Here is an 18,503-nt window from a genome sequence, read left to right as displayed (position 1 = left end):
TCGCTTGGGCCGTCGGCTGGCGTCAAACCACCCGTCGGAGGGAAAGTAGGGGGCGGATAGGGAGACGGACCGGGGTACCCGGGGTGGTGTGCTGATGCCTGAGCTGCCCAACCTGCCCGACGACGCGCCGGACTCGGCGCGGCCGGCCGAGACCGAGGCCGAACGCCGAAGGCGCCGCGCCCGGTTCCTGCGCGAGCTGGCCGAGGCCCGCGAACTGCGCGACCGGGTCCAGCCGCGCCGCGCGAAGACCGCCCGCCTGCGCCACGCGATGCGCATGCGCACGTTCCGCTGGTAACGGCGGCCGTACGGGACTTGGGGCATACGGGGAAGATCGCCACCGTCACGGGTGTCACCCGGGACGGTCGTGCGTGAGCGCACGGGAAAGCCGCGTACGATCCGCTGATGGCGGCAACGAGTGCGCTGGTGAGTCACTCGCGGACGTGGTCATGGACCTGCTCATGGACGTGCGATCAAAACCACCGGACACAGGGAGCCGAAGATGTCCCCTGGACGCCTCGTTTCTGCCACGATTCCGAGTGGGTGGGGCTCGGAGCCTGAGCTCTCTCCGCCCGCAACCTCCGCCGGGGGGACCCCCAACCGGCACGCCTAAGACCAGTGGGAGAGTCACGGTGTACTTCGCCGCACTGCTCGCGCGCACCGAAGACGGGTGGGAAGCGAGCGACACGGAGCTCGACGATGTGGAGACCCTGTCGGATCTGGCCGACCTGGCCCGGGAAGCCTCTCCCGACGACGACACGGTGCTCGTGCTGATCGAGCAGGAGGACTCCTGGTTCGGGGTCGTCCGCATCGACGGCGAGGAGGACCCTCGCATCTTCGTCTCCGACGCCGCAGCCGCCGCCCGCAGTTCGTACGGCGAGATCCTGCTCACCGACGAACTGCTCGGAAGGGACCCGGGTGACGACGACGATCTGGACGCCCTCGACCTCGACGGCACCGAGGACGGTGAGGACGAGGACGGGGACGACGACGAGGCCGAGGGTGTCGTCGGCGCCGTGAACGGCAGCTCGGCCGAGGCCGTTCCGCACGGCCCGGTCGGCGACGCCGGCATCCTCGACGACCTCGGCGTCGGCGAGAAGGAACTCAAGTCGCTGTCCGCGGACGCGGTCACCGAGATCGCCGACGCCCTGGGCGCCTCGGAGGTCCTGGAGACCGTCCGCTGACCGCACAGGAAACGGCGCCCGATCCCGTACGCGATCCGTGGCGGGCCGCGATGCGGCTCGCCCTGGACGAGGCACGGCTGGCCGTCCTGGGCGGGGACGTCCCGGTCGGCGCCGTCCTGCTGGCTCCGGACGGTACGACGGTCCTCGCGAGGGGCCACAACGAACGTGAGGCCGTCGGCGATCCCACGGCCCACGCGGAGGTGCTCGCCGTCCGGCGGGCGGCGGCCGCGCTGGGCGAGTGGCGGCTGTCCGGCTGCACGCTCGTGGTGACCCTCGAACCGTGCACCATGTGCGCGGGCGCGATCGTGCAGTCCCGGGTGGACCGGGTCGTCTACGGCGCCCGCGACGACAAGGCGGGCGCGGCGGGCTCCCTCTGGGACGTCGTCCGCGACCGGCGGCTCAACCACCGCCCCGAGGTCGTCGAGGGCGTCCTCGCCGAGGAGTGCGCCGGACTCCTCACGGAGTTCTTCCGCGACCGCTGATTCAACCCCCGATTACCGATTTCAAACCGGGGCCCGCCTTGCTGTAAGGTCTCCCTCGGTAGCGTGTCCGAGCGGCCGAAGGAGCTCGCCTCGAAAGCGAGTGTGGCGCAAGTCACCGAGGGTTCAAATCCCTCCGCTACCGCTCTTGGACGAAGGGTCCGGCTCTGTGAGCCGGGCCCTTCGCTCGTCTCCGGGTTTCGGTCCCGCGTGGCTCAGGTCGCTTCCCTGCATCTTGATTTCCGTCCGTCGGGTCGGCGTGTACCTCTTCATCGGACGACGGCCCCCGAACGGTTCACGGACGGTTCACGAACGCGCCGGGGCGCTCAAAAAGCGATGTGAAAATCGCACTTACGGTTACACTCGCCGCCGGCAACAGGCCCGAACGGGCGCATACAGGGGAGGCCAGGTGGCGGTGAACGCCAAGAAGATCGCCGTCTACGTACTCGTGGTCTTCGCGCTCTACGTGATCATCACGGACCCGGCGAAGGCGGCGGACTACGTCCAGATAGGCTTCCAGGGCATATCGGACGCCGCCAAGGCCGTGGGTGACTTCTTCACCTGGCTCGCCGACGGGGCCAAGTAGCACGCGCTGGGAGTGCCCATGATCCGCCACCTGGTCCTTTTCAAGCTCAACGAGGGCGTCGTGCGCGACGACCCCCGGGTCGTCCGGGGTGAGGCGGCCTTCCGGGCCCTCGACGGCCAGATCGAGGAGCTGCGCTCCTGGGAGCTGGGCTGGAACATCAGCGACCGGCCCATCGCCTACGACTTCGCGATCAACTCCGCGGTCGAGGACGTCGACGCCCTGAAGCGCTACCTCGAACACCCGGCCCACCAGGCGGGCGTCGCCCAGTGGCGCGAGTTCGCCACCTGGGTGGTCGCCGACTACGAGTTCTGAGCCGCCCCTTCCGCAGGCGCCTTCGGCCGTACGGAGCCCTCCGCCGGAACAGCGGGGGGCTTTCGCACGTCCGGGACCAGGACGACAGCCCAACTTCTCCTTCAACACGGCGTTATGGGGTGCTTGCACACAGTGCACATGTCTTGTGATGCTATGACCGCTTTTGACGGATGAGTTGACCGATGTTGACCTGACGAAGAGGTGGCGTTGACCGTGTCGGCCAGTACTGCGCCGCCTCAGACAGAGGCACCCCCGGCATCCGCCCCCGCGTCCGCTTCGGAAGCCGCCCCGGCGTCCCCTCCGGGACCGGCCCCGGCGCCCGCCCTGGAAGCCGTCCCGGAAACCGCCCCGGAAACCGCGCCCGAGCGGCGCAGGGGAGCCGACACCCGGGCGCTGACCCAGCTCCTCTTCGGCGAGCTCAAGGAGCTCCAGCCGGGCACGCCGGAGCACAACCGGGTGCGAGGGGCGCTCATCGAGGCCAATCTCCCGCTCGTGCGCTACGCGGCCGCCCGCTTCCGCTCCCGCAACGAACCGATGGAGGACGTCGTCCAGGTCGGCACCATCGGCCTGATCAACGCCATCGACCGCTTCGACCCGGACCGGGGCGTGCAGTTCCCGACCTTCGCCATGCCGACGGTCATCGGCGAGATCAAGCGGTACTTCCGCGACAACGTCCGCACGGTCCACGTACCGCGCCGGTTGCACGAGTTGTGGGTGCAGGTCAACAGCGCGACCGAGGACCTGACGACCGCCTTCGGCCGCACTCCGACGACGGCCGAGATCGCCGAGCGGCTGCGCATCGGCGAGGACGAGGTGCTCTCCTGCATCGAGGCGGGCCGCTCGTACCACGCCACCTCGCTGGAGGCCGCGCAGGAGGGCGACGGCCTGCCGGGCCTGCTGGACCGCCTCGGCTACGAGGATCCGGCGCTGGACGGCGTGGAGCACCGCGACCTCGTGCGCCACCTCCTGGTCCAGCTCCCCGAGCGCGAGCAGCGCATCCTCCTGCTGCGCTACTACAGCAACCTCACGCAGTCGCAGATCAGCGCGGAACTCGGGGTGTCCCAGATGCACGTGTCCCGGCTGCTCGCGCGCAGCTTCCAGCGGCTTCGCTCCGCCAACCGCATCGAGGCGTGACGCCGGCGTCCGCGGGCACCCGCGGAACGACGCGGACACCTGCCGATACGCGCGCCGACACCCTCCGACACGTCACTCGATCCGGGATCGCAAGCCTGACCGAGATGTCACCGGTAGGAGCGAAACACGCGCAGGCTCCTTTCCTGGTGGATTCCCGCTGAAATGCCGTCAGACCCCCTGTTTCCAGGGCTGTTTCGTCACTCACATGTCGACATGTCACTACAGCGTGTTGCCGACATGTGACATTCTTCCGGCAGCGCGTTTGCCGGGGCTTCGGCGCCGGTATTCAGGTGAAGGCTGACGTTCCTCAAGTGGGAATGTCCGCCGCGACCGTCCCGCGACCCAAAGGGGGTGGCATGTCCGCAGATCAGGGCAGCTCGAAGGTGCTCACGCTCACAAAGAGCGAATCCGCGCCCAGCGCGCCTGTTGAGCCCGTCGTGCTCGACGTGCTCGACGACGTCACGGCTCCCGAGGCCGCACCGGCCCCGGCCCTCACGGCCACGGGGGCCATCGACACCCGCACCCTGTCCCGCTCCCTGTTCCTGCGACTGGCCACCCTCGCCGAGGACAGCCCCGAGCGCATGTACGTCCGGGACACCCTCATCGAGCTCAACCTCCCACTCGTGCGCTACGCGGCGGCCCGCTTCCGCTCGCGCAACGAACCGATGGAGGACATCGTCCAGGTCGGCACCATCGGCCTGATCAAGGCGATCGACCGCTTCGACTGCGAACGGGGCGTGGAGTTCCCGACGTTCGCCATGCCGACGGTCGTGGGCGAGATCAAGCGCTTCTTCCGCGACACGTCGTGGTCGGTGCGCGTCCCGCGCCGCCTCCAGGAGCTTCGCCTGGCCCTCACCAAGGCCAGCGACGAGCTCTCCCAGAAGCTGGACCGCTCCCCGACGGTCGCCGAACTCGCCGCGGTGCTGGGCGTGTCCGAGGAGGACGTCGTCGACGGCCTCGCGGTCGGCAACGCCTACACGGCCTCCTCGCTGGACTCCCCGGCCCCGGAGGACGACGGCGGCGAGGGCTCCCTGGCCGACCGCCTCGGGTACGAGGACACGGCGCTGGAGGGAGTGGAGTACCGCGAGTCGCTGAAGCCCCTGCTGGCCAAGCTCCCGCCGCGCGAACGCCGCATCATCATGCTGCGCTTCTTCGCCAACATGACGCAGTCCCAGATCGGCGAGGAGGTCGGCATCTCCCAGATGCACGTCTCCCGTCTGCTGACCCGGACCCTGGCGCAACTGCGCGAGGGCCTCATCTCCGACTAGCGGCCGGCGACAGCCGGTTCCGATCGAGGGCTTCCTTCCTGACGAAGCGTCAGACACACTGACGCGATGCGAAGTCCGACACGGGCACGTGGCCGCCGGGGCGCCGTACTGGGTGCGTCGGCGGCCGCCGTCGTGGTGGCGGCGGGTCTGCTGGCCGGCTGCTCGGGCGATGGCCACCGAGGCGGCTACGTCGCCGTCGGCGGGGCGGGCGAACCGGCACCGCCGGGCTCCCGTACGGGCGATCCGGCGGATCCGACGGGCGGGGTGCGACTGGTCCCGCTGGACGGACCGAGCGGCTCCCCCGAGGCGCGGCCCGGTCCCGGCGTCACGGCGGAAGGGACCACCCCGGAGGGGGCGGGAAACGCGGCGGCCGGCACGACGGCGGCCGGCGCGGGATCCCGGACCGCCTCACGGACCGCGACCCCGGGTGCCCCCAGTGCGTCAGGTGACTCGGGAGCCCCGGCCCCCGCAGGCACCGAGGGCGGCACCTCGGGCACCTCGGGCACCTCGGGCACCTCGGGCGGTGTACCCCCGGGCTCGTCGTCACCCGCGCCCACGGCCCCTTCGGGTACCGCGCCCGCCGGACCGGCCGTCCTCACCGTGAGCGATCCCTCCCGTGCGGGTACGGATCAGCGGTGGTGCGAGGACGTGACTCTCGCCTTCAGCAACTCCGGTGGCACCTCGGTGCGTTCCGGCACGGTCACCTTCGGGACCCATGTCGTCGACACGCTCGGCATCGACTGGACGACGCGCCGGTCGACGGCCGCGCTCCCCACGCCGATCCCCGCGGGCGCGCTCAGGGAGAAGACCTGGACGGTCTGCGTCGACGCGTGGCGCGTACCGCTGGGCATGCACATCGAGACGCGGGACGTCTCGGTCCACTGGGAGTGAGGAAGCGGCGCCGAAGAGGCCGGGGGCAGACAGCCGGCAGACCGGAGCCGTCCGGGAGGTGCCCGGAGGCGGCAACCGGGGCGGGAGCGGCAGGCCGCAGCGGTCGGCGGCCGAGAACGTCGGCGAACCGGCAGCGTCGGGGGAGCCCGGCAAAGCCAGCAGGCCCACGGGGCCATCAGCCCCAGCGGTCGGCGGCCCAAGCAGCCGGCCACCCGGAGCAGTCGGCCGACCGAAGGAGTCAGGGGGCGGCAGACCTGACGGGCCGACAGAGCCGAAGGGGCCGGCAGGCCGCAGCGGTCGGCGGCCCAAGCAGCCGGCCACCCGGAGCAGTCGGCCGACCGAAGGAGTCAGGGGGCGGCAGACCTGACGGGCCGACAGAGCCGAAGGGGCCGGCAGGCCGCAGCGGTCGGCAGTTGAAGGAGTCGGCGGACCGGTGGCATCGGAGGGCCCGAGGCGTCGGCGGGCCGCAGGGTCGATCCGGTCGGCCGTTCGAGGGTTCGACAGGTGGCGGGTGCGCCGTGACGCCGCTTCGAGCACGGACGTCGGCGCACCCGGTCACACCTGGCCGGTGCGGGCCGACGGTTACTTCAGCGCCAGCCAGGCGACCGCCGCGACGATCACTACCGCGGCGACGATGCCGACGATCAGCCCGATGCGGGGCCCGGCCTGAGTAGGAGCCGGCTGAGCGGCCCGGGGGGCGCCGTCGTCGACGAACGCGCGGAACATCTGGGTGCTGCCGGCGGGGTCGTGGTTGCCCTGGGGGCCCTGCGTGTTAGCCATGGGCCGAGACACTAGCGAAAATGCGCGGGGCGGCCCAAGTGGGGGTCGCGAGTCTGTACGACCGGAACCTCGGAGGGAGCCCCGGGCCCCCGGGTCGCGCCACCGCCTGCGCCCGGCCGACCTGCCCGCCCCGGCAGCCGCCGGGCCGTCGGCCCGCCCCGACCGTCCTGCCCACCCGCCCGACCGCCCCGGTCCCTCCCGGCCCGCCCTGGCGGCCCTGCCTGCCTGGACCGCCCTGTCCCTGCGTGCTGTCCATCCGTTCCGGCCGCTGTGCCGCCCGATGCACCGACAGCCGTCCGTTCGGCCCGGAGGGGCGGTCATCCGTCTGACCCGGACGGGCGGTCGTCCGTCCGATCCGGAGGGGCGGTCGTACGTCCCAGCCGGAGGGGCGATCGTCCGTCCCAGCCCGGCCGGGCGGTCCTCCCTCAGGCTCGGACGACCTCGATGCCATCCCCACCTGCACATTTACCCCCGGAATACTTGTCTTTGCCAACTTTTTGCGGCTCCAGGCGGCCCTCTTATTTGCCTGTAGCAACCAACCGATCCTATGGTTGCCCTAAGCAACAAATTGGGAGGTGTGATGGCAGGGCAGGCGCAGTACGAGGAGTTGGCGCGTCAGCTCAGTGCCGTCGGTGCGGTGAAGCGGGACCTCGGGCGGATCCTGCCGCACGACTGCTCCGCGGGCTCGGCCGGCGTACTGGCGCTCCTCGGCCGCCACGGCGACATGCGCATGAGCGCGCTCTCCGAGCTGCTCGCCGTCGACATGTCCGTGACCAGCCGACATGCCGCCCACCTCGCCGACCGGGGCTGGATCGAACGCTCCCCCGACCCGGCGGACAAGCGCTCCCGCATCCTGCACCTCACCCCCGAGGGCCACGCGATGCTCGTAGAGCTGTCACGCCGGAGCACCGAACTGCTCGCGGAGCGGCTGGGCGACTGGACCGACACCGAGGTCGGTCAGCTCATCGGACTGCTGACCCGGCTGCGCGCCAGCTTCGGCGACTGCCGGACGATCACGCACCGGCCGCCGCCCCCGCCCGCACCCCCGCCTCCCGTTCCCGTAGGCGAACAGACGCAGACCACCCGTACACCCGCACAAGCAACGTAAGAGAAGGAAGTCCATGGCAACGACCACACCAGCCGGTGTGCGGGCTCACGCGAAGCACGGCGGAGGGTCCCACGGCTCCGCCGACGACGCTCCGATGACGCACCGGCAGATCATGGAGGCGCTCTCCGGGCTGCTGCTCGGAATGTTCGTGGCGATCCTGTCGTCCACGATCGTCACCAACGCCCTGCCCGAGATCATCGGCGACCTGGGCGGCGGCCAGTCCGCCTACACCTGGGTCGTCACCGCCGCGCTGCTGTCCATGACCGCCGCCACCCCCCTGTGGGGCAAGCTCTCCGACCTGTACAGCAAGAAGGCGCTCGTCCAGATAGCGCTCGTCATCTATGTGCTGGGATCCGCGGCCGCCGGTCTGTCGCAGAACCCCGGCATGCTCATCGCCTGTCGCGTCGTGCAGGGCATCGGCGTCGGCGGTCTCTCCGCACTCGCGCAGATCGTGATGGCCGCGATGATCTCCCCGCGTGAGCGCGGGCGTTACTCCGGCTACCTCGGCGCGACCTTCGCCATCGCCACCGTCGGCGGCCCGCTGCTCGGCGGTGTCATCACCGACACCTCGTGGCTCGGCTGGCGCTGGTGCTTCTACGTCGGTGTGCCGTTCGCGGTGATCGCGCTGATCGTGCTCCAGAAGACCCTGCACCTGCCCGTCGTCAAGCGCGAGGTCAAGGTCGACTGGGGCGGCGCGTTCTTCATCTCCGCCGCGGTCTCCCTGCTCCTGCTCTGGGTCACCTTCGCCGGCGACAAGTACGACTGGGTGTCCTGGCAGACGTACACGATGGTCGGCGGCTCGATCCTGCTCGGCCTGCTGTTCGTGCTGGTCGAGTCCAGGGCCAGTGAGCCGATCATCCCGCTGCGGCTGTTCCGCAACCGCACCATCACGCTGTCGTCGCTGGCCTCCCTCTTCGTGGGTGTCGCGATGTTCACCGGCACCGTGTTCTTCAGCCAGTTCTTCCAGCTCGCCCGGGACAAGTCGCCGACGATGTCGGGTGTCATGACGATCCCGATGATCGGCGGCCTGTTCATCTCCTCCACGGTCTCCGGGCAGTTCATCACCCGGACCGGCAAGTGGAAGATCTGGCTGGTCAGCGGTGGCGTGCTGGTGACGGCGGGCCTCGGCCTGCTGGGCACCATCCGGTACGACACGGACTACTGGAAGATGGCCGTCTTCATGGCCCTGCTGGGTCTCGGCATCGGCATGATGATGCAGAACCTGGTGCTGTCCACACAGAACCAGGTGAGCCCGGCCGACCTCGGTTCGGCCAGCTCCACGGTCACGTTCTTCCGTTCCCTCGGCGGTGCGGTCGGCGTCTCCGCCCTGGGCGCCGTGATGGCCCACCGCATCACCGACTACGCCCAGGACGGCATCGCCGGCCTCGGCCCCAAGTACGCCTCGCTCGCCTCCGGTTCGAGCTCCTCGAGCGAGATCCCGGACATGGACAAGCTGCCCGCGCCGCTGCGCACGGTCATGGAGAGCGCGTACGGCCACGGCATCGCGGACGTGTTCCTGATCGCGGCCGCCCTGGCGCTGCTCGCCTTCCTGATCACCCTGTTCATCAAGGAGGTCCCGCTGCGGACCAAGGGTGCGCTGGCGCAGGCGGCCACGGCGGACACGCCGGCCACGGCCCCGACCGCGGATGCGACCGGGACCACCGCCGCGGCCACCACCGCCACCACCGCGGCCCGCGCCGAGGAGAACGTCCCCAGCTGGGCGGTGGCCGAGACGGCCGCCGACCCCGGTCACGAGGACGGCCTCCAGGGCACGCGGCAGCTCGCCGCCGTCGCCACCGCCGAAGCCCCGCAGGCGCCCTCGGGCGGCATCCCGGTGCACGGGTTCGTCCGCGGCGCGGAGAGCGCGCCCGTCCCGCGGGCGGCCGTCACGCTGATCTCGCTCGCCGGGCGCCAGCTCGGCCGGTCGGTCGCCCAGTCCGACGGTTCCTACGCGCTGGACGCGCCGGGGACGGGTTCGTACGTGCTGATCGCCTCCGCCGACGGCTTCCAGCCGCAGGCGTCCACGATCGTGGTGAACGGCGAGCCGGTCGGGTACGACATCCTGCTCAGCGGGACCAGCGGGCTCAGCGGTGTCGTGCGCGCCGCCGAGTCGGGCGGGACCGTCAAGGACGCGATGGTGATCGTCACCGATGTGCGCGGCGATCTGCTGGCCACCGCGGCCACCGGTGAGCAGGGCGAGTTCTCCTTCGCGGAGCTGGTGCCGGGCGCCGTGACCGTCGCCGTGAACGCCGTCGGGTTCCGGCCGCGCGCCCTGCCCGTGGAGATCGGCGTGACGGGCGTGACCCGCACGGAGATCGTCCTCGAGGCGGGCGCCCAGCTCCAGGGTGTCGTCCGGGCGCCGCACGGTCCGCTGGCCGACGCGCGCGTGACGCTCGTGGACGCGGCGGGCAACGTGGTCGGCACGGCCACCACCGGCGCGGACGGGGCGTACGCCTTCGCCGACCTCGACGGCGGCGAGTACACCGTCATCGCGACCGGCTACCCGCCGGTGGCCACCGCGCTGACCGTCGCGGGCGCCGGCGTCGACGGCCACGACATCGAACTCGCCCACCCCGGCGAGTAGTCCGGACAGTTGTCGGCTCCGGCCCGGTGCGGGGCGAACCCCCGCACCGGGCCGGTTCCAGTGTGAGGAGTACGTGAGATGGGACTGACCGCGAAGATCCGTACGCGGGACGGGTGGGCCGTGTCGCACGCGGTCGTCACGGTGACCGACATGGTGGGCGGCCAGGTGCTGCGCGCCGAGGCGGACGCCGAAGGAGCCGTACGGGACGCGACCGCGCTGGCCCCGGGGGCGTACACGGTCATCGTCACGGCCGTCGGGTACGCGCCCGCGGCCGCGAGCGCGATCGTGACGGCGAGCAATCGGGCCGAGGTGGGGACCGTCACGCTGGCCCGGCAGGGCGGCACGGAACTGCCCCCGCCCGGGCCCTGGACCGTCGACCCGGCGCATTCCACGGTCGGCGCGGTCGCCCAGCACCTGGGCATCTCCAGCGTGCGCGGGCGGTTCACGGAGTTCACGGCGGCGATGGAGGTCGCCCCGGACGATGTCGCCAAGTCCCGCGTGGAGGCGGTGATCCGGGCGGCCTCCATCGACACGGGCAACGCCATGCGCGACACCCACCTGCGCTCGGCGGACTTCCTGGACGCCGAGAAGTATCCGGAGATCACCTACCGCTCCACCGGCCTGACCCCGGCCGGTCCCGACCGCTGGACCGTCCACGGGGACCTGTCCCTGCACGGTGTCGCCCGCCCCGTCGACCTGGACCTCGCCTACCTCGGCACCGGCTCCGACCCCTGGGGCGGCACCCGGGCCGCCTTCCGGGCCACTGCGGAGCTGCACCGCGAGGACTTCGCGATGAACTACAACCAGGTCGTCCAGGCGGGCATCGCGGCCATCGGCACGACCCTGAAGGTGGAGCTGGACGTCCAGGCGGTACAGGGGGACGCGCTCCCCCAGTCGTAGGAGGAGCGCGGAAAGGGGTGCGCTGAGGCGCCGGGACGAGGGCTGGGCGTAGGCACGGCAGGGTCAGCCGGAACGGCGCCCCTGCGCCTAGGCTGGCTCCATGGCACCGAACATCGCGACGAACACCAAGGTCTCCCTGGACGAGCTGCTGGACTTCGTACGGCCCCGGCACCGCGCGATCCTGCTGACCCGGCGCGCCGACGGCAGCTCCCAGGCCTCGCCGCTGACCTGCGGGGTCGACGACTCCGGGCGGATCGTCGTCTCCACCTACCCCGAGCGGGCCAAGACGCGCAACGCCAAGCGGGACGAGCGGGTCGGCGTCCTCGTGCTGAGCGACGACTGGGACGGACCGTGGGTCCAGATCGACGGCACGGCCGAGGTGATCGACGCGCCGGACTCCGTCGAGGCGCTGGTGGAGTACTACCGCAACATCGCCGGCGAGCACCCGGACTGGGACGAGTACCGGCAGGCGATGCTGAAGCAGGGCAAGTCGATCATCCGGGTCACGCCGCGGCGATGGGGGCCGGTGGCGACCGGAGGCTTCCCCGCGCGACTGGTCGCCGACCAGGACGCCTGAGGCCGCGGCCCGGTCGCCGGCCCGGACCCGTGAGGTCGCGGCCCGGCGGGGCCTCGCGGCTCAGCCGCGTTCGACCATCGCCTCGATGCCCGCGATCAGCAGGTCGAGGGCGAAGGCGAAGTCCCGGGCCAGCATCTCCTCGACCGTGTCACCGCCGCGGGCCGCCATGAGGTTCTTCGACTCCTCGATGATCTCGGCGGTCCGCGGGGCGTCGGCGGTCGCGGTCATGGCCTGCCGGAAGTACTCGTCGGGGGTCAGGCCGGTGTCGGCGACCCGCGCGAAGAAGTGACCCTCGATCGTGCCGTAGCCGTACACGAACTGGAAGACGGCCGAGATCGCGCCGGTGATGCCGTGCGCGGGCAGGCCGGTACGGCGCACGACCCGCTGGACCGTCCGGGAGAACGCCACCGAGTTCGGGCCGATGTTGAGATAGCGGCCGGCGAGCGGGGACAGCCAGGGGTGGCGGACCAGCAGTCCTCGGTACGCCGTCGCCAGCGCACGCACCTGCTCGCGCCAGTCGGCGTTCTCGTCCTCCGGGTCGGGAAGCAGCTCCGCCAGCTCGCCGAAGGCCGTGTCCAGGGCGAGTTCGAGCAGGTCGTCCTTGGTGTCGACGTACCAGTACACCGACATCGCCGTCACGTTCAGCTCGGCCGCCAGCCGCCGCATGGAGAACTTGGCGAGCCCCTCCGCGTCCAGCAGGCGGACGGTGGCCTCGGTGATCCGGTTCCGGTCGAGCCCGGAGGGCTGGCCCCCGCCACGGCCACGCCGACGTGCCTTGCCTTCCAGCCACACACTGTCATGTGCGGCGCCCCTGGCGGTCTCGGCCATGGCAAGGCACCTTCCTTCCGGTAACTGGAGAAGATGCTAGGCGGCGGTCCGCCGGCACGGACCGGGGCCCGCCCTGACATGCGGTTCCGCCCCACGAACCGGCCGTTCGACCCAGCCGTACGGACGGCTGCATCGAGCGGCAGGCGGGTCGGCCCGCCCGACCCGGCCCTACGGGCTCACCGTCCCGGGCGGCCTCCCGCCCCGGCCGCACAAGGCCACCGCACGGGTGAGCCGTCGTCGTCCTGGGTCGTCGGCGACGGCGTTCAGGGAGTCGCGAGAAGCGGTGGCTCGTCCTTGCGCTCCGCCCGGTGCAGCAGGGCCGCGGCCACCGACCCGCCCAGCAGCACGGCCGACGCGCCGAGCAGCAGGCTGGTCTCCAAGCCGGAGGAGAACGATTCGATCAGCCGTGCCTTCTCCGACGCCGAGTTCGCCGCCACCAGTGCCACCGGCAGGGACACCGCCGCGAACCGCGCGTTCAGCACGGCGCCGAGGACGGCCACCCCGAGCCCGTTGCCGAACTCCCCGAGGGTGCCGTTGATCCCCGCGCCCACCCCCGCCTTCGCCGGCGGGATCGAGCTCATGATCGCGTGCGCCATCGCCGGACCGGCGACCGCCGTGCCCGCGCCGATGAGCAGCAGCCCGAGCAGCGTCCCGGCGTAACCGCCGGAGCCCGCCGTCGCGATGGACACCAGGCCGGTCGCCATCAGCACCATCCCCACCAGCACCGACATCGGCCCACCCAGCCCGGCCAGCAGCTTCGCCGACGCTCCGGTGAAGTTGAGGGCGACGACGGTCAGGGCCAGCGGCGCGGTCCGCAGGCCGGCCTCCAGGGGGCCGTAGCCGAGGACGAACTGGAGGTGCTGGGTGAGCAGGAACAGCGCGCCGCCCATCCCGAAGGTCACCAGTACCGTGCCGGCGACCGCGCCCGTGAACCGTCGGTCGTGGAAGAACGCCAGGTCGAGCATGGGGTACGGGGTCGTCCTCTCCCAGTGGGCGAACAGCGCGAGGACGACGACCGCCAGCCCCGCGCTCAGCAGGACCCGTGAGGACGTCCAGCCGTGCGACGGGCCGGAGATGATCGCGAAGACCAGCGAGGTCATGCCGACCGTCGAGAGGAACGCGCCGGGCAGGTCCGGACGGTCGCCCCGCGGATCCTTCGTCTCCGGTACCAGGGCGACCACGGCGACCACGCCCAGCGCGGCCACCGGCAGATTGACCAGGAAGATCGCGCCCCACCAGAAGTGGTTGAGCACGAAGCCGCCGATGAGCGGGCCGGTCGCGAAGCCCAGCGAGTTCACGGCGGCCCAGATGCCGATCGCCCTGGGCTGCTCCTCGGGCAGGAAGACCTGCATCACTACGGCGAGGGTGGTGGTGAACAGCAACGCGCCGCCCACGCCCATGCCCGCCCGCGCCGCGATCAGTTGGGCGGTCGTCTCCGAGAAGCCTGCCGCCAGGGAGCCGGTGCCGAACAGCGCCAGGCCCGCGACCAGCATCTTCTTACGGCCGTACCGGTCGGCGGCGCTGCCGGCGGTGAGCAGCAGACCGGACTGCACGAGCGAGTACGCGTTGATCATCCACTGGATGTCGGCGGTGGACGCGTCCAGTTCCCGGGTCAGCGAGGGGATCGCGACGTTCAGAACGGTGTTGTCGAGCAGCACGGTGAGCTGCGCGAGGCAGATGACGCCGAGGATCAGCCAGCGCTGGGGGTGGGCCCCGGTCCGGGCCATGGAGGGCGTAGTCATGTTGTACACCGTAGGAGAGTTCCTATACGCCGTACAACAGGATTACCGGCCCACAGGGGCAGTGGGCGGGAGGAGCAGAGGGCGGAAGGGGCAGAAGGCGGGAGGGGCAGAAGGGGGAGGGGCACGACGAAGGGCGGTGGCATTCAGCCACCGCCCTTCGTCCGCTCTGCGCGGCGACGCCGCTCGGTTCCGCCCAGCGGTGCGTCAGCCGCTCGCCTTCTGCGTCAGGTCGTAGAAGGTGGCCGAACCGACCGTCACCTTCTTGAAGTTGGCCTCGACCCAGGAGGTGATCTGCGAGGATGTGCCGTCGCTGCCGCCGCTCATGCCGCCGCCGGAGCCACTGCTGATGAAGTAGTGGATCCTGCCGTCGGCCACGTACTGCTTGAACTGCGCCAGCGTCGGGGACGGATCGGTGCCGTTGAAGCCGCCGATCGCCATCACCGCGTCGCCCGTGGCGAGCTGGTAGCTCGCGGCGTTCTGGGCGCCGATCGCGGCCGCCGCCCAGGTGTACTCGCCGGAGTCGGCCTCCAGCAGCTTCTTGGCCTCGTCGGTGACCGAGGCGCCGTTGAGCAGACCGCCGACACCGCCACCGCCATTCATGCCGCCGCCGTCGCCGGTCCGACCGCCCGGGCCGCCCTGCTGGTTCTGGCCCTGGCCCTGGGTACCGCCGTTGCCGTTCTGCTGGTTCTGGCCGGGCATTCCGCCGCCGGGGAAACCGCCCGTGCCGCCGCCCTGCTGGTTCTGGCCCTGCCCCTGATTCGGCGTGTTGCCGTTCTGGGTCCGGCCGCCCGGACCCCCGCCGAAGCCGCCTCGGCCACCCGGGCCGCCGCCCATCATGCTCGCGCCGGCCGGACCGGCGGTCACGATGGAGCCGGTGTGGCCCTCCTGGAGCGTGCTGACGGTGTACGCCGCCGGACCGGCCAGCGCGGCCACCAAGCCCACGGAGGCTGCCGCGAGGGCCAGTCGACGGTTGATCCGGCCCGCGAAGATCAGGCCGAGCGCGGCGGCCAGTCCGCCGACCAGGACCAGCCACTTCAGCCAGGGCAGGTAGTCGGGGGTGCGGTTGAGCAGGACGTAGCTCCAGGCCGCGGCCGCCACGACCGAGGCCGCGAGGGTGAGCGAGGCCCAGATCTCGGAGCGCTTCTCCCACAGGAGCCCTGCGCCCATGCCGATCACGGCCGCGAGGTAGGGAGCGAGGGCCACCGTGTAGTACTGGTGGAAGATGCCCGCCATGTAGCTGAAGACGACGGTGGTGATCAGCAGCGCGCCGCCCCACACCAGGAACAGACCGCGGGTCGTCGACGAGCGCCCGAGCTTCCGGGTGGCCACCAGACCGCCGACGAGCAGCACCAGCGCGGCCGGCAGCAGCCAGGAGATCTGGCCGCCGATCTCGGAGTTGAACATCCGGTCCCAGCCGGTCTCGCCCCACTGGCCGGTGTTGCCGCCACCGCCGCCACCGCCGACGCTGCCGGTCTCCTCGCCGTTGAGGCGCCCGAGACCGTTGTAGCCGAAGGTCAGCTCCAGGAAGGAGTTGTTCTGCGAGCCGCCGATGTACGGGCGGGAGGCGGCCGGCCACAGCTCGACGATCGCCACCCACCAGCCGCCGGACACGATCAGCGCGCCCGTGGCCACGGCCAGCTGGCCGAACCGCTTCTTCACCGACACCGGCGCGCAGACCGCGTAGACGATCGCGAGCGGCGGCAGGATCAGGAAGGCCTGGAGGGTCTTGGCGAGGAACGCGAAGCCGATCGCGACCCCGGCCCACACCAGCCACTTCGTCCGGCCGTCCTCCAGGGCGCGGGCCGCCGCGTAGCAGGCCACGGCCATCAGCAGGGCCAGCATCGCGTCCGGGTTGTTGAACCGGAACATCAGCGCCGCGACGGGTGTCAGCGCCAGCACGGCGCCCGCGATCAGGCCGGCCCCGGCACTGAACCGGCGGCGCACCGAGGCATACACGACGGCGACCGAGCCGACGCCCATCAGTACCTCGGGAACCAGGATCGCCCAGGTGTTCAGGCCGAAGACCCTGACCGACAGCGCCATCGGCCACAGCGAGGCCGGGGGCTTGTCGACGGTGATGGCGTTGCCCGCGTCCAGTGAGCCGAAGAACAGGGCCTTCCAGCTCACGCTGCCTGCCTGGACGGCCGCGGAGTAGAAGGAGTTGGCGTAACCGGAGGCGCTCAGGTTGTACAGGTAGAGCAGGAGGGTGGCGGCCAGCAGGGCGAGGAAGGCCGGGCGCGCCCAGCGGGGGTCCTCGGGGCGGCCGCGCCACAGCCTGCGGTGCAGGGGCTGCTTCGGCTCACCCGACCCGGGGGCCGGGACGGCCGTCTCCCGGGCGTCGGGGCGCGGGCCGGCCGGCGCCGAGCCCAGCGGTGTGTCCCAGGTCGTCGTCTGATCGAGTTCGGTGGTCATCGGGCGTCCCCCGGGTCGGTGTCGCGGGGGCGGCGTACCGGCGGCAAGTGCACGGTGGCGTCCCTCCAGCTGCCGTCCGCGGCTTCGCCGGCGCGGAAACGGGTGGTCGGGTCCTGGTCCTGCGGATGCACGATGCGCCTCTGCGGCAACTGCTGCCTCTGCGACGGCGGCTGCGGCGGGTCATGCGGCTGCGGCATCGGCTGTGGCCCGGACGACCCTCCGGCCTGCGGGGTGCCGGCCTGCGGGGTGCTCGTCTGCGAGGGACCGGCCGGGTATGCCGGTGAGGAGCCGCGGGGGGCGCGGGGGGTGCCGGGGTCGTACGGACCGTGGGCGCCATGGGGAACGCGGGGGTCGTGGGAGGTGTGGGGATCACGGGACGTCTGCGGGGCCTGCACGGGCTGAGCGGCGTGCACGGTCTGAGGGGCGTGCGAGCTGTCGGCGGAGGCGTGCGCGCCGGTCGGCGTCGGGTCGTCGCCCTCGCGCCGGTCGGAGAACACCCACACCCGGAAGAGCAGGAAGCGCAGTACGGTCGCCGCGAGGTTGGCGGCGACCAGCACCGCCAGCTCGGTGGAGTGCGCGGGGCTGGACGTCGCCGTGTTCAGGGCGACGAGCGAGCCGCTGGTCAGCGCGAGTCCGATGCCGAAGACGACCAGTCCCTGCGCCTGGTGCTTGACGGCCCCGCCGCGGCCGCGCACCCCGAAGGTGAGCCGCCGGTTGGCGGCGGTGTTGGCGACGGCCGACACCAGCAGCGCGAGGGCGTTGGCCACCTGCGATCCGCCGAACTGGCGGAAGACGGTGTAGAGCAGCAGGTAGAAGAGGGTGGAGAGACCACCCACGACACAGAAGCCGACGAGCTGGCGGGCCAGGCCCTTGGGTACGTCCATGATGTCGCGGTCGCGGGGGTCGTCGCCGAACGGCCTGGTCAGCCGGTCCAGGGAGAGCGAACCGGTGGCCAGCGCCCGGCCCACGCGCCATACCCCCTTCAGGTCGTCGGTCGCCGTCTTCACGATGTGCACCGTGGAGTCCGGGTCGTCGACCCAGTCGACCGGCACCTCGTGGATACGGAGGCCGGCGCGTTCGGCGAGCACCAGCATCTCAGTGTCGAAGAACCAGCCGGTGTCTTCCACCAGGGGGAGCAGGATCTGTGCCACATCACGCCGGATCGCCTTGAACCCGCACTGCGCGTCCGAGAAGCGGGCCTGGAGCGAGCCGCGCAGGATGAGGTTGTAGGCGCGGCTGATGAACTCCCGCTTCGGCCCGCGCACCACACGGGAGCTACGGGCCAGCCGGGAGCCGATCGCCAGGTCCGAGTGTCCGGAGATCAGCGGTGCCACCAGCGGCAGCAGCGCGTTGAGGTCGGTGGACAGATCCACGTCCATGTACGCGAGGATCGGGGCGTCCGAGGCCGACCAGACGGTCCGCAGCGCACGGCCGCGGCCCTTCTGCTCGAGGCGGAAGTTCTCCACCTCCGGGATCCGTGTCGCCAGCCGCTGCGCCACCAGGGGAGTGGTGTCCGTCGACGCGTTGTCGGCGATCGTGATGCGGAAGGAGTAGGGGAACGTACGCGTCAGATGGTCGTGCAGTCTCTGGACGCACGGCCGGAGGTCCTTCTCCTCGTTGTAGACGGGGATCACTACGTCCAGGACAGGCGTACCGGCTGTGGCGGCCGGGAGGTGCTCCCGCGCCGGCAGCGTGCCGGGAGAAGAGTCGGTTCGCATGGC

Annotated in this window: 17 protein-coding genes and 1 tRNA gene; 13 read left to right on the top strand and 5 right to left on the bottom strand. The window is 71.5% G+C overall.

Annotated features, from left to right (window positions below; translation table 11 throughout):
• The first annotated feature begins 94 nt into the window (after positions 1-94).
• The 9 genes from OHS71_RS21715 (at position 95) to OHS71_RS21675 (ending at position 5,851) form a co-directional block, all read left to right on the top strand.
• Complete coding sequence (locus OHS71_RS21715; protein ID WP_328481036.1) at positions 95-295, top strand: hypothetical protein; 201 nt, start codon at positions 95-97, stop codon at positions 293-295.
• Positions 296-629: 334 nt separating this feature from the next.
• Positions 630-1,181 carry a tRNA adenosine deaminase-associated protein gene (locus OHS71_RS21710; RefSeq protein WP_328481035.1) on the top strand — a complete coding sequence of 184 codons (552 nt, stop codon included), beginning with the start codon at positions 630-632 and terminating at the stop codon, positions 1,179-1,181.
• Between the two features lie 50 nt (positions 1,182-1,231).
• Positions 1,232-1,663 carry a tRNA adenosine(34) deaminase TadA gene (gene tadA / locus OHS71_RS21705; RefSeq protein ID WP_328481034.1) on the top strand — a complete coding sequence of 144 codons (432 nt, stop codon included), beginning with the start codon at positions 1,232-1,234 and terminating at the stop codon, positions 1,661-1,663.
• A 57-nt stretch (positions 1,664-1,720) separates the two neighbouring features.
• Positions 1,721-1,805 (top strand) — tRNA-Ser (locus OHS71_RS21700).
• 264 nt (positions 1,806-2,069) lie between these two features.
• Entirely contained in the window at positions 2,070-2,246 is a 177-nt protein-coding gene (locus OHS71_RS21695) for a hypothetical protein (protein WP_200728596.1), read from the top strand.
• 18 nt (positions 2,247-2,264) lie between these two features.
• Positions 2,265-2,558, top strand: a complete 294-nt coding sequence (locus OHS71_RS21690) for a Dabb family protein (protein ID WP_328481033.1) — start codon at positions 2,265-2,267, stop codon at positions 2,556-2,558.
• Between the two features lie 207 nt (positions 2,559-2,765).
• Positions 2,766-3,692 (top strand): RNA polymerase sigma factor SigF, encoded by a 927-nt coding sequence (locus tag OHS71_RS21685; RefSeq protein ID WP_398150512.1) that lies wholly within the window; start codon positions 2,766-2,768, stop codon positions 3,690-3,692.
• 356 nt (positions 3,693-4,048) lie between these two features.
• Positions 4,049-4,960, top strand: a complete 912-nt coding sequence (locus tag OHS71_RS21680) for an RNA polymerase sigma factor SigF (protein ID WP_328481031.1) — start codon at positions 4,049-4,051, stop codon at positions 4,958-4,960.
• Positions 4,961-5,026: 66 nt separating this feature from the next.
• Complete coding sequence (locus OHS71_RS21675; protein WP_328481030.1) at positions 5,027-5,851, top strand: hypothetical protein; 825 nt, start codon at positions 5,027-5,029, stop codon at positions 5,849-5,851.
• Positions 5,852-6,433: 582 nt separating this feature from the next.
• Here the strand turns inward: OHS71_RS21675 and OHS71_RS21670 are convergent.
• A complete protein-coding gene (locus OHS71_RS21670) occupies positions 6,434-6,631 on the bottom strand; it encodes a hypothetical protein (protein WP_328481029.1) in 198 nt (65 codons plus the stop codon).
• A gap of 580 nt (positions 6,632-7,211) precedes the next feature.
• On the opposite strand from OHS71_RS21670, the gene OHS71_RS21665 reads away from it, so the two are divergent.
• The 4 genes from OHS71_RS21665 to OHS71_RS21650 all read left to right on the top strand — a co-directional run bounded on the left by OHS71_RS21665 (position 7,212) and on the right by OHS71_RS21650 (position 11,800).
• Positions 7,212-7,739 carry a MarR family winged helix-turn-helix transcriptional regulator gene (locus OHS71_RS21665; protein ID WP_328481028.1) on the top strand — a complete coding sequence of 176 codons (528 nt, stop codon included), beginning with the start codon at positions 7,212-7,214 and terminating at the stop codon, positions 7,737-7,739.
• 13 nt (positions 7,740-7,752) lie between these two features.
• Positions 7,753-10,323: an MFS transporter gene (locus OHS71_RS21660; RefSeq protein WP_328481027.1), complete on the top strand. Its 2,571-nt coding sequence runs from the start codon at positions 7,753-7,755 to the stop codon at positions 10,321-10,323.
• 78 nt (positions 10,324-10,401) lie between these two features.
• Entirely contained in the window at positions 10,402-11,223 is an 822-nt protein-coding gene (locus OHS71_RS21655; protein WP_328481026.1) for a YceI family protein, read from the top strand.
• Positions 11,224-11,323: 100 nt separating this feature from the next.
• Entirely contained in the window at positions 11,324-11,800 is a 477-nt protein-coding gene (locus tag OHS71_RS21650; protein ID WP_328481025.1) for a PPOX class F420-dependent oxidoreductase, read from the top strand.
• A 60-nt stretch (positions 11,801-11,860) separates the two neighbouring features.
• On the opposite strand, the gene OHS71_RS21645 is transcribed toward OHS71_RS21650, so the two are convergent.
• The 4 genes from OHS71_RS21645 to OHS71_RS21630 all read right to left on the bottom strand — a co-directional run bounded on the left by OHS71_RS21645 (position 11,861) and on the right by OHS71_RS21630 (position 18,500).
• Positions 11,861-12,628 carry a TetR/AcrR family transcriptional regulator gene (locus tag OHS71_RS21645; RefSeq protein WP_328481024.1) on the bottom strand — a complete coding sequence of 256 codons (768 nt, stop codon included), beginning with the start codon at positions 12,626-12,628 and terminating at the stop codon, positions 11,861-11,863.
• Positions 12,629-12,891: 263 nt separating this feature from the next.
• Positions 12,892-14,370, bottom strand: coding sequence for an MFS transporter (locus tag OHS71_RS21640; RefSeq protein WP_328481023.1), 1,479 nt, complete (start codon positions 14,368-14,370; stop codon positions 12,892-12,894).
• Positions 14,371-14,574: 204 nt separating this feature from the next.
• Positions 14,575-16,782, bottom strand: a complete 2,208-nt coding sequence (locus OHS71_RS21635) for an ArnT family glycosyltransferase (protein WP_328481022.1) — start codon at positions 16,780-16,782, stop codon at positions 14,575-14,577.
• The gene (locus OHS71_RS21630; protein ID WP_328481021.1) at positions 16,779-18,500 is read right to left on the bottom strand and encodes a glycosyltransferase; all 1,722 of its coding nucleotides are present in this window, start codon (positions 18,498-18,500) and stop codon (positions 16,779-16,781) included. The genes OHS71_RS21635 and OHS71_RS21630 overlap by 4 nt, the downstream gene beginning before the upstream one ends.
• Positions 18,501-18,503 lie beyond the last annotated feature (3 nt).

Origin of the sequence: Streptomyces sp. NBC_00377 (assembly GCF_036075115.1) — a bacterium.
Classification (GTDB): domain Bacteria; phylum Actinomycetota; class Actinomycetes; order Streptomycetales; family Streptomycetaceae; genus Streptomyces.
This window is presented reverse-complemented; position numbering and strand designations above follow the sequence as displayed.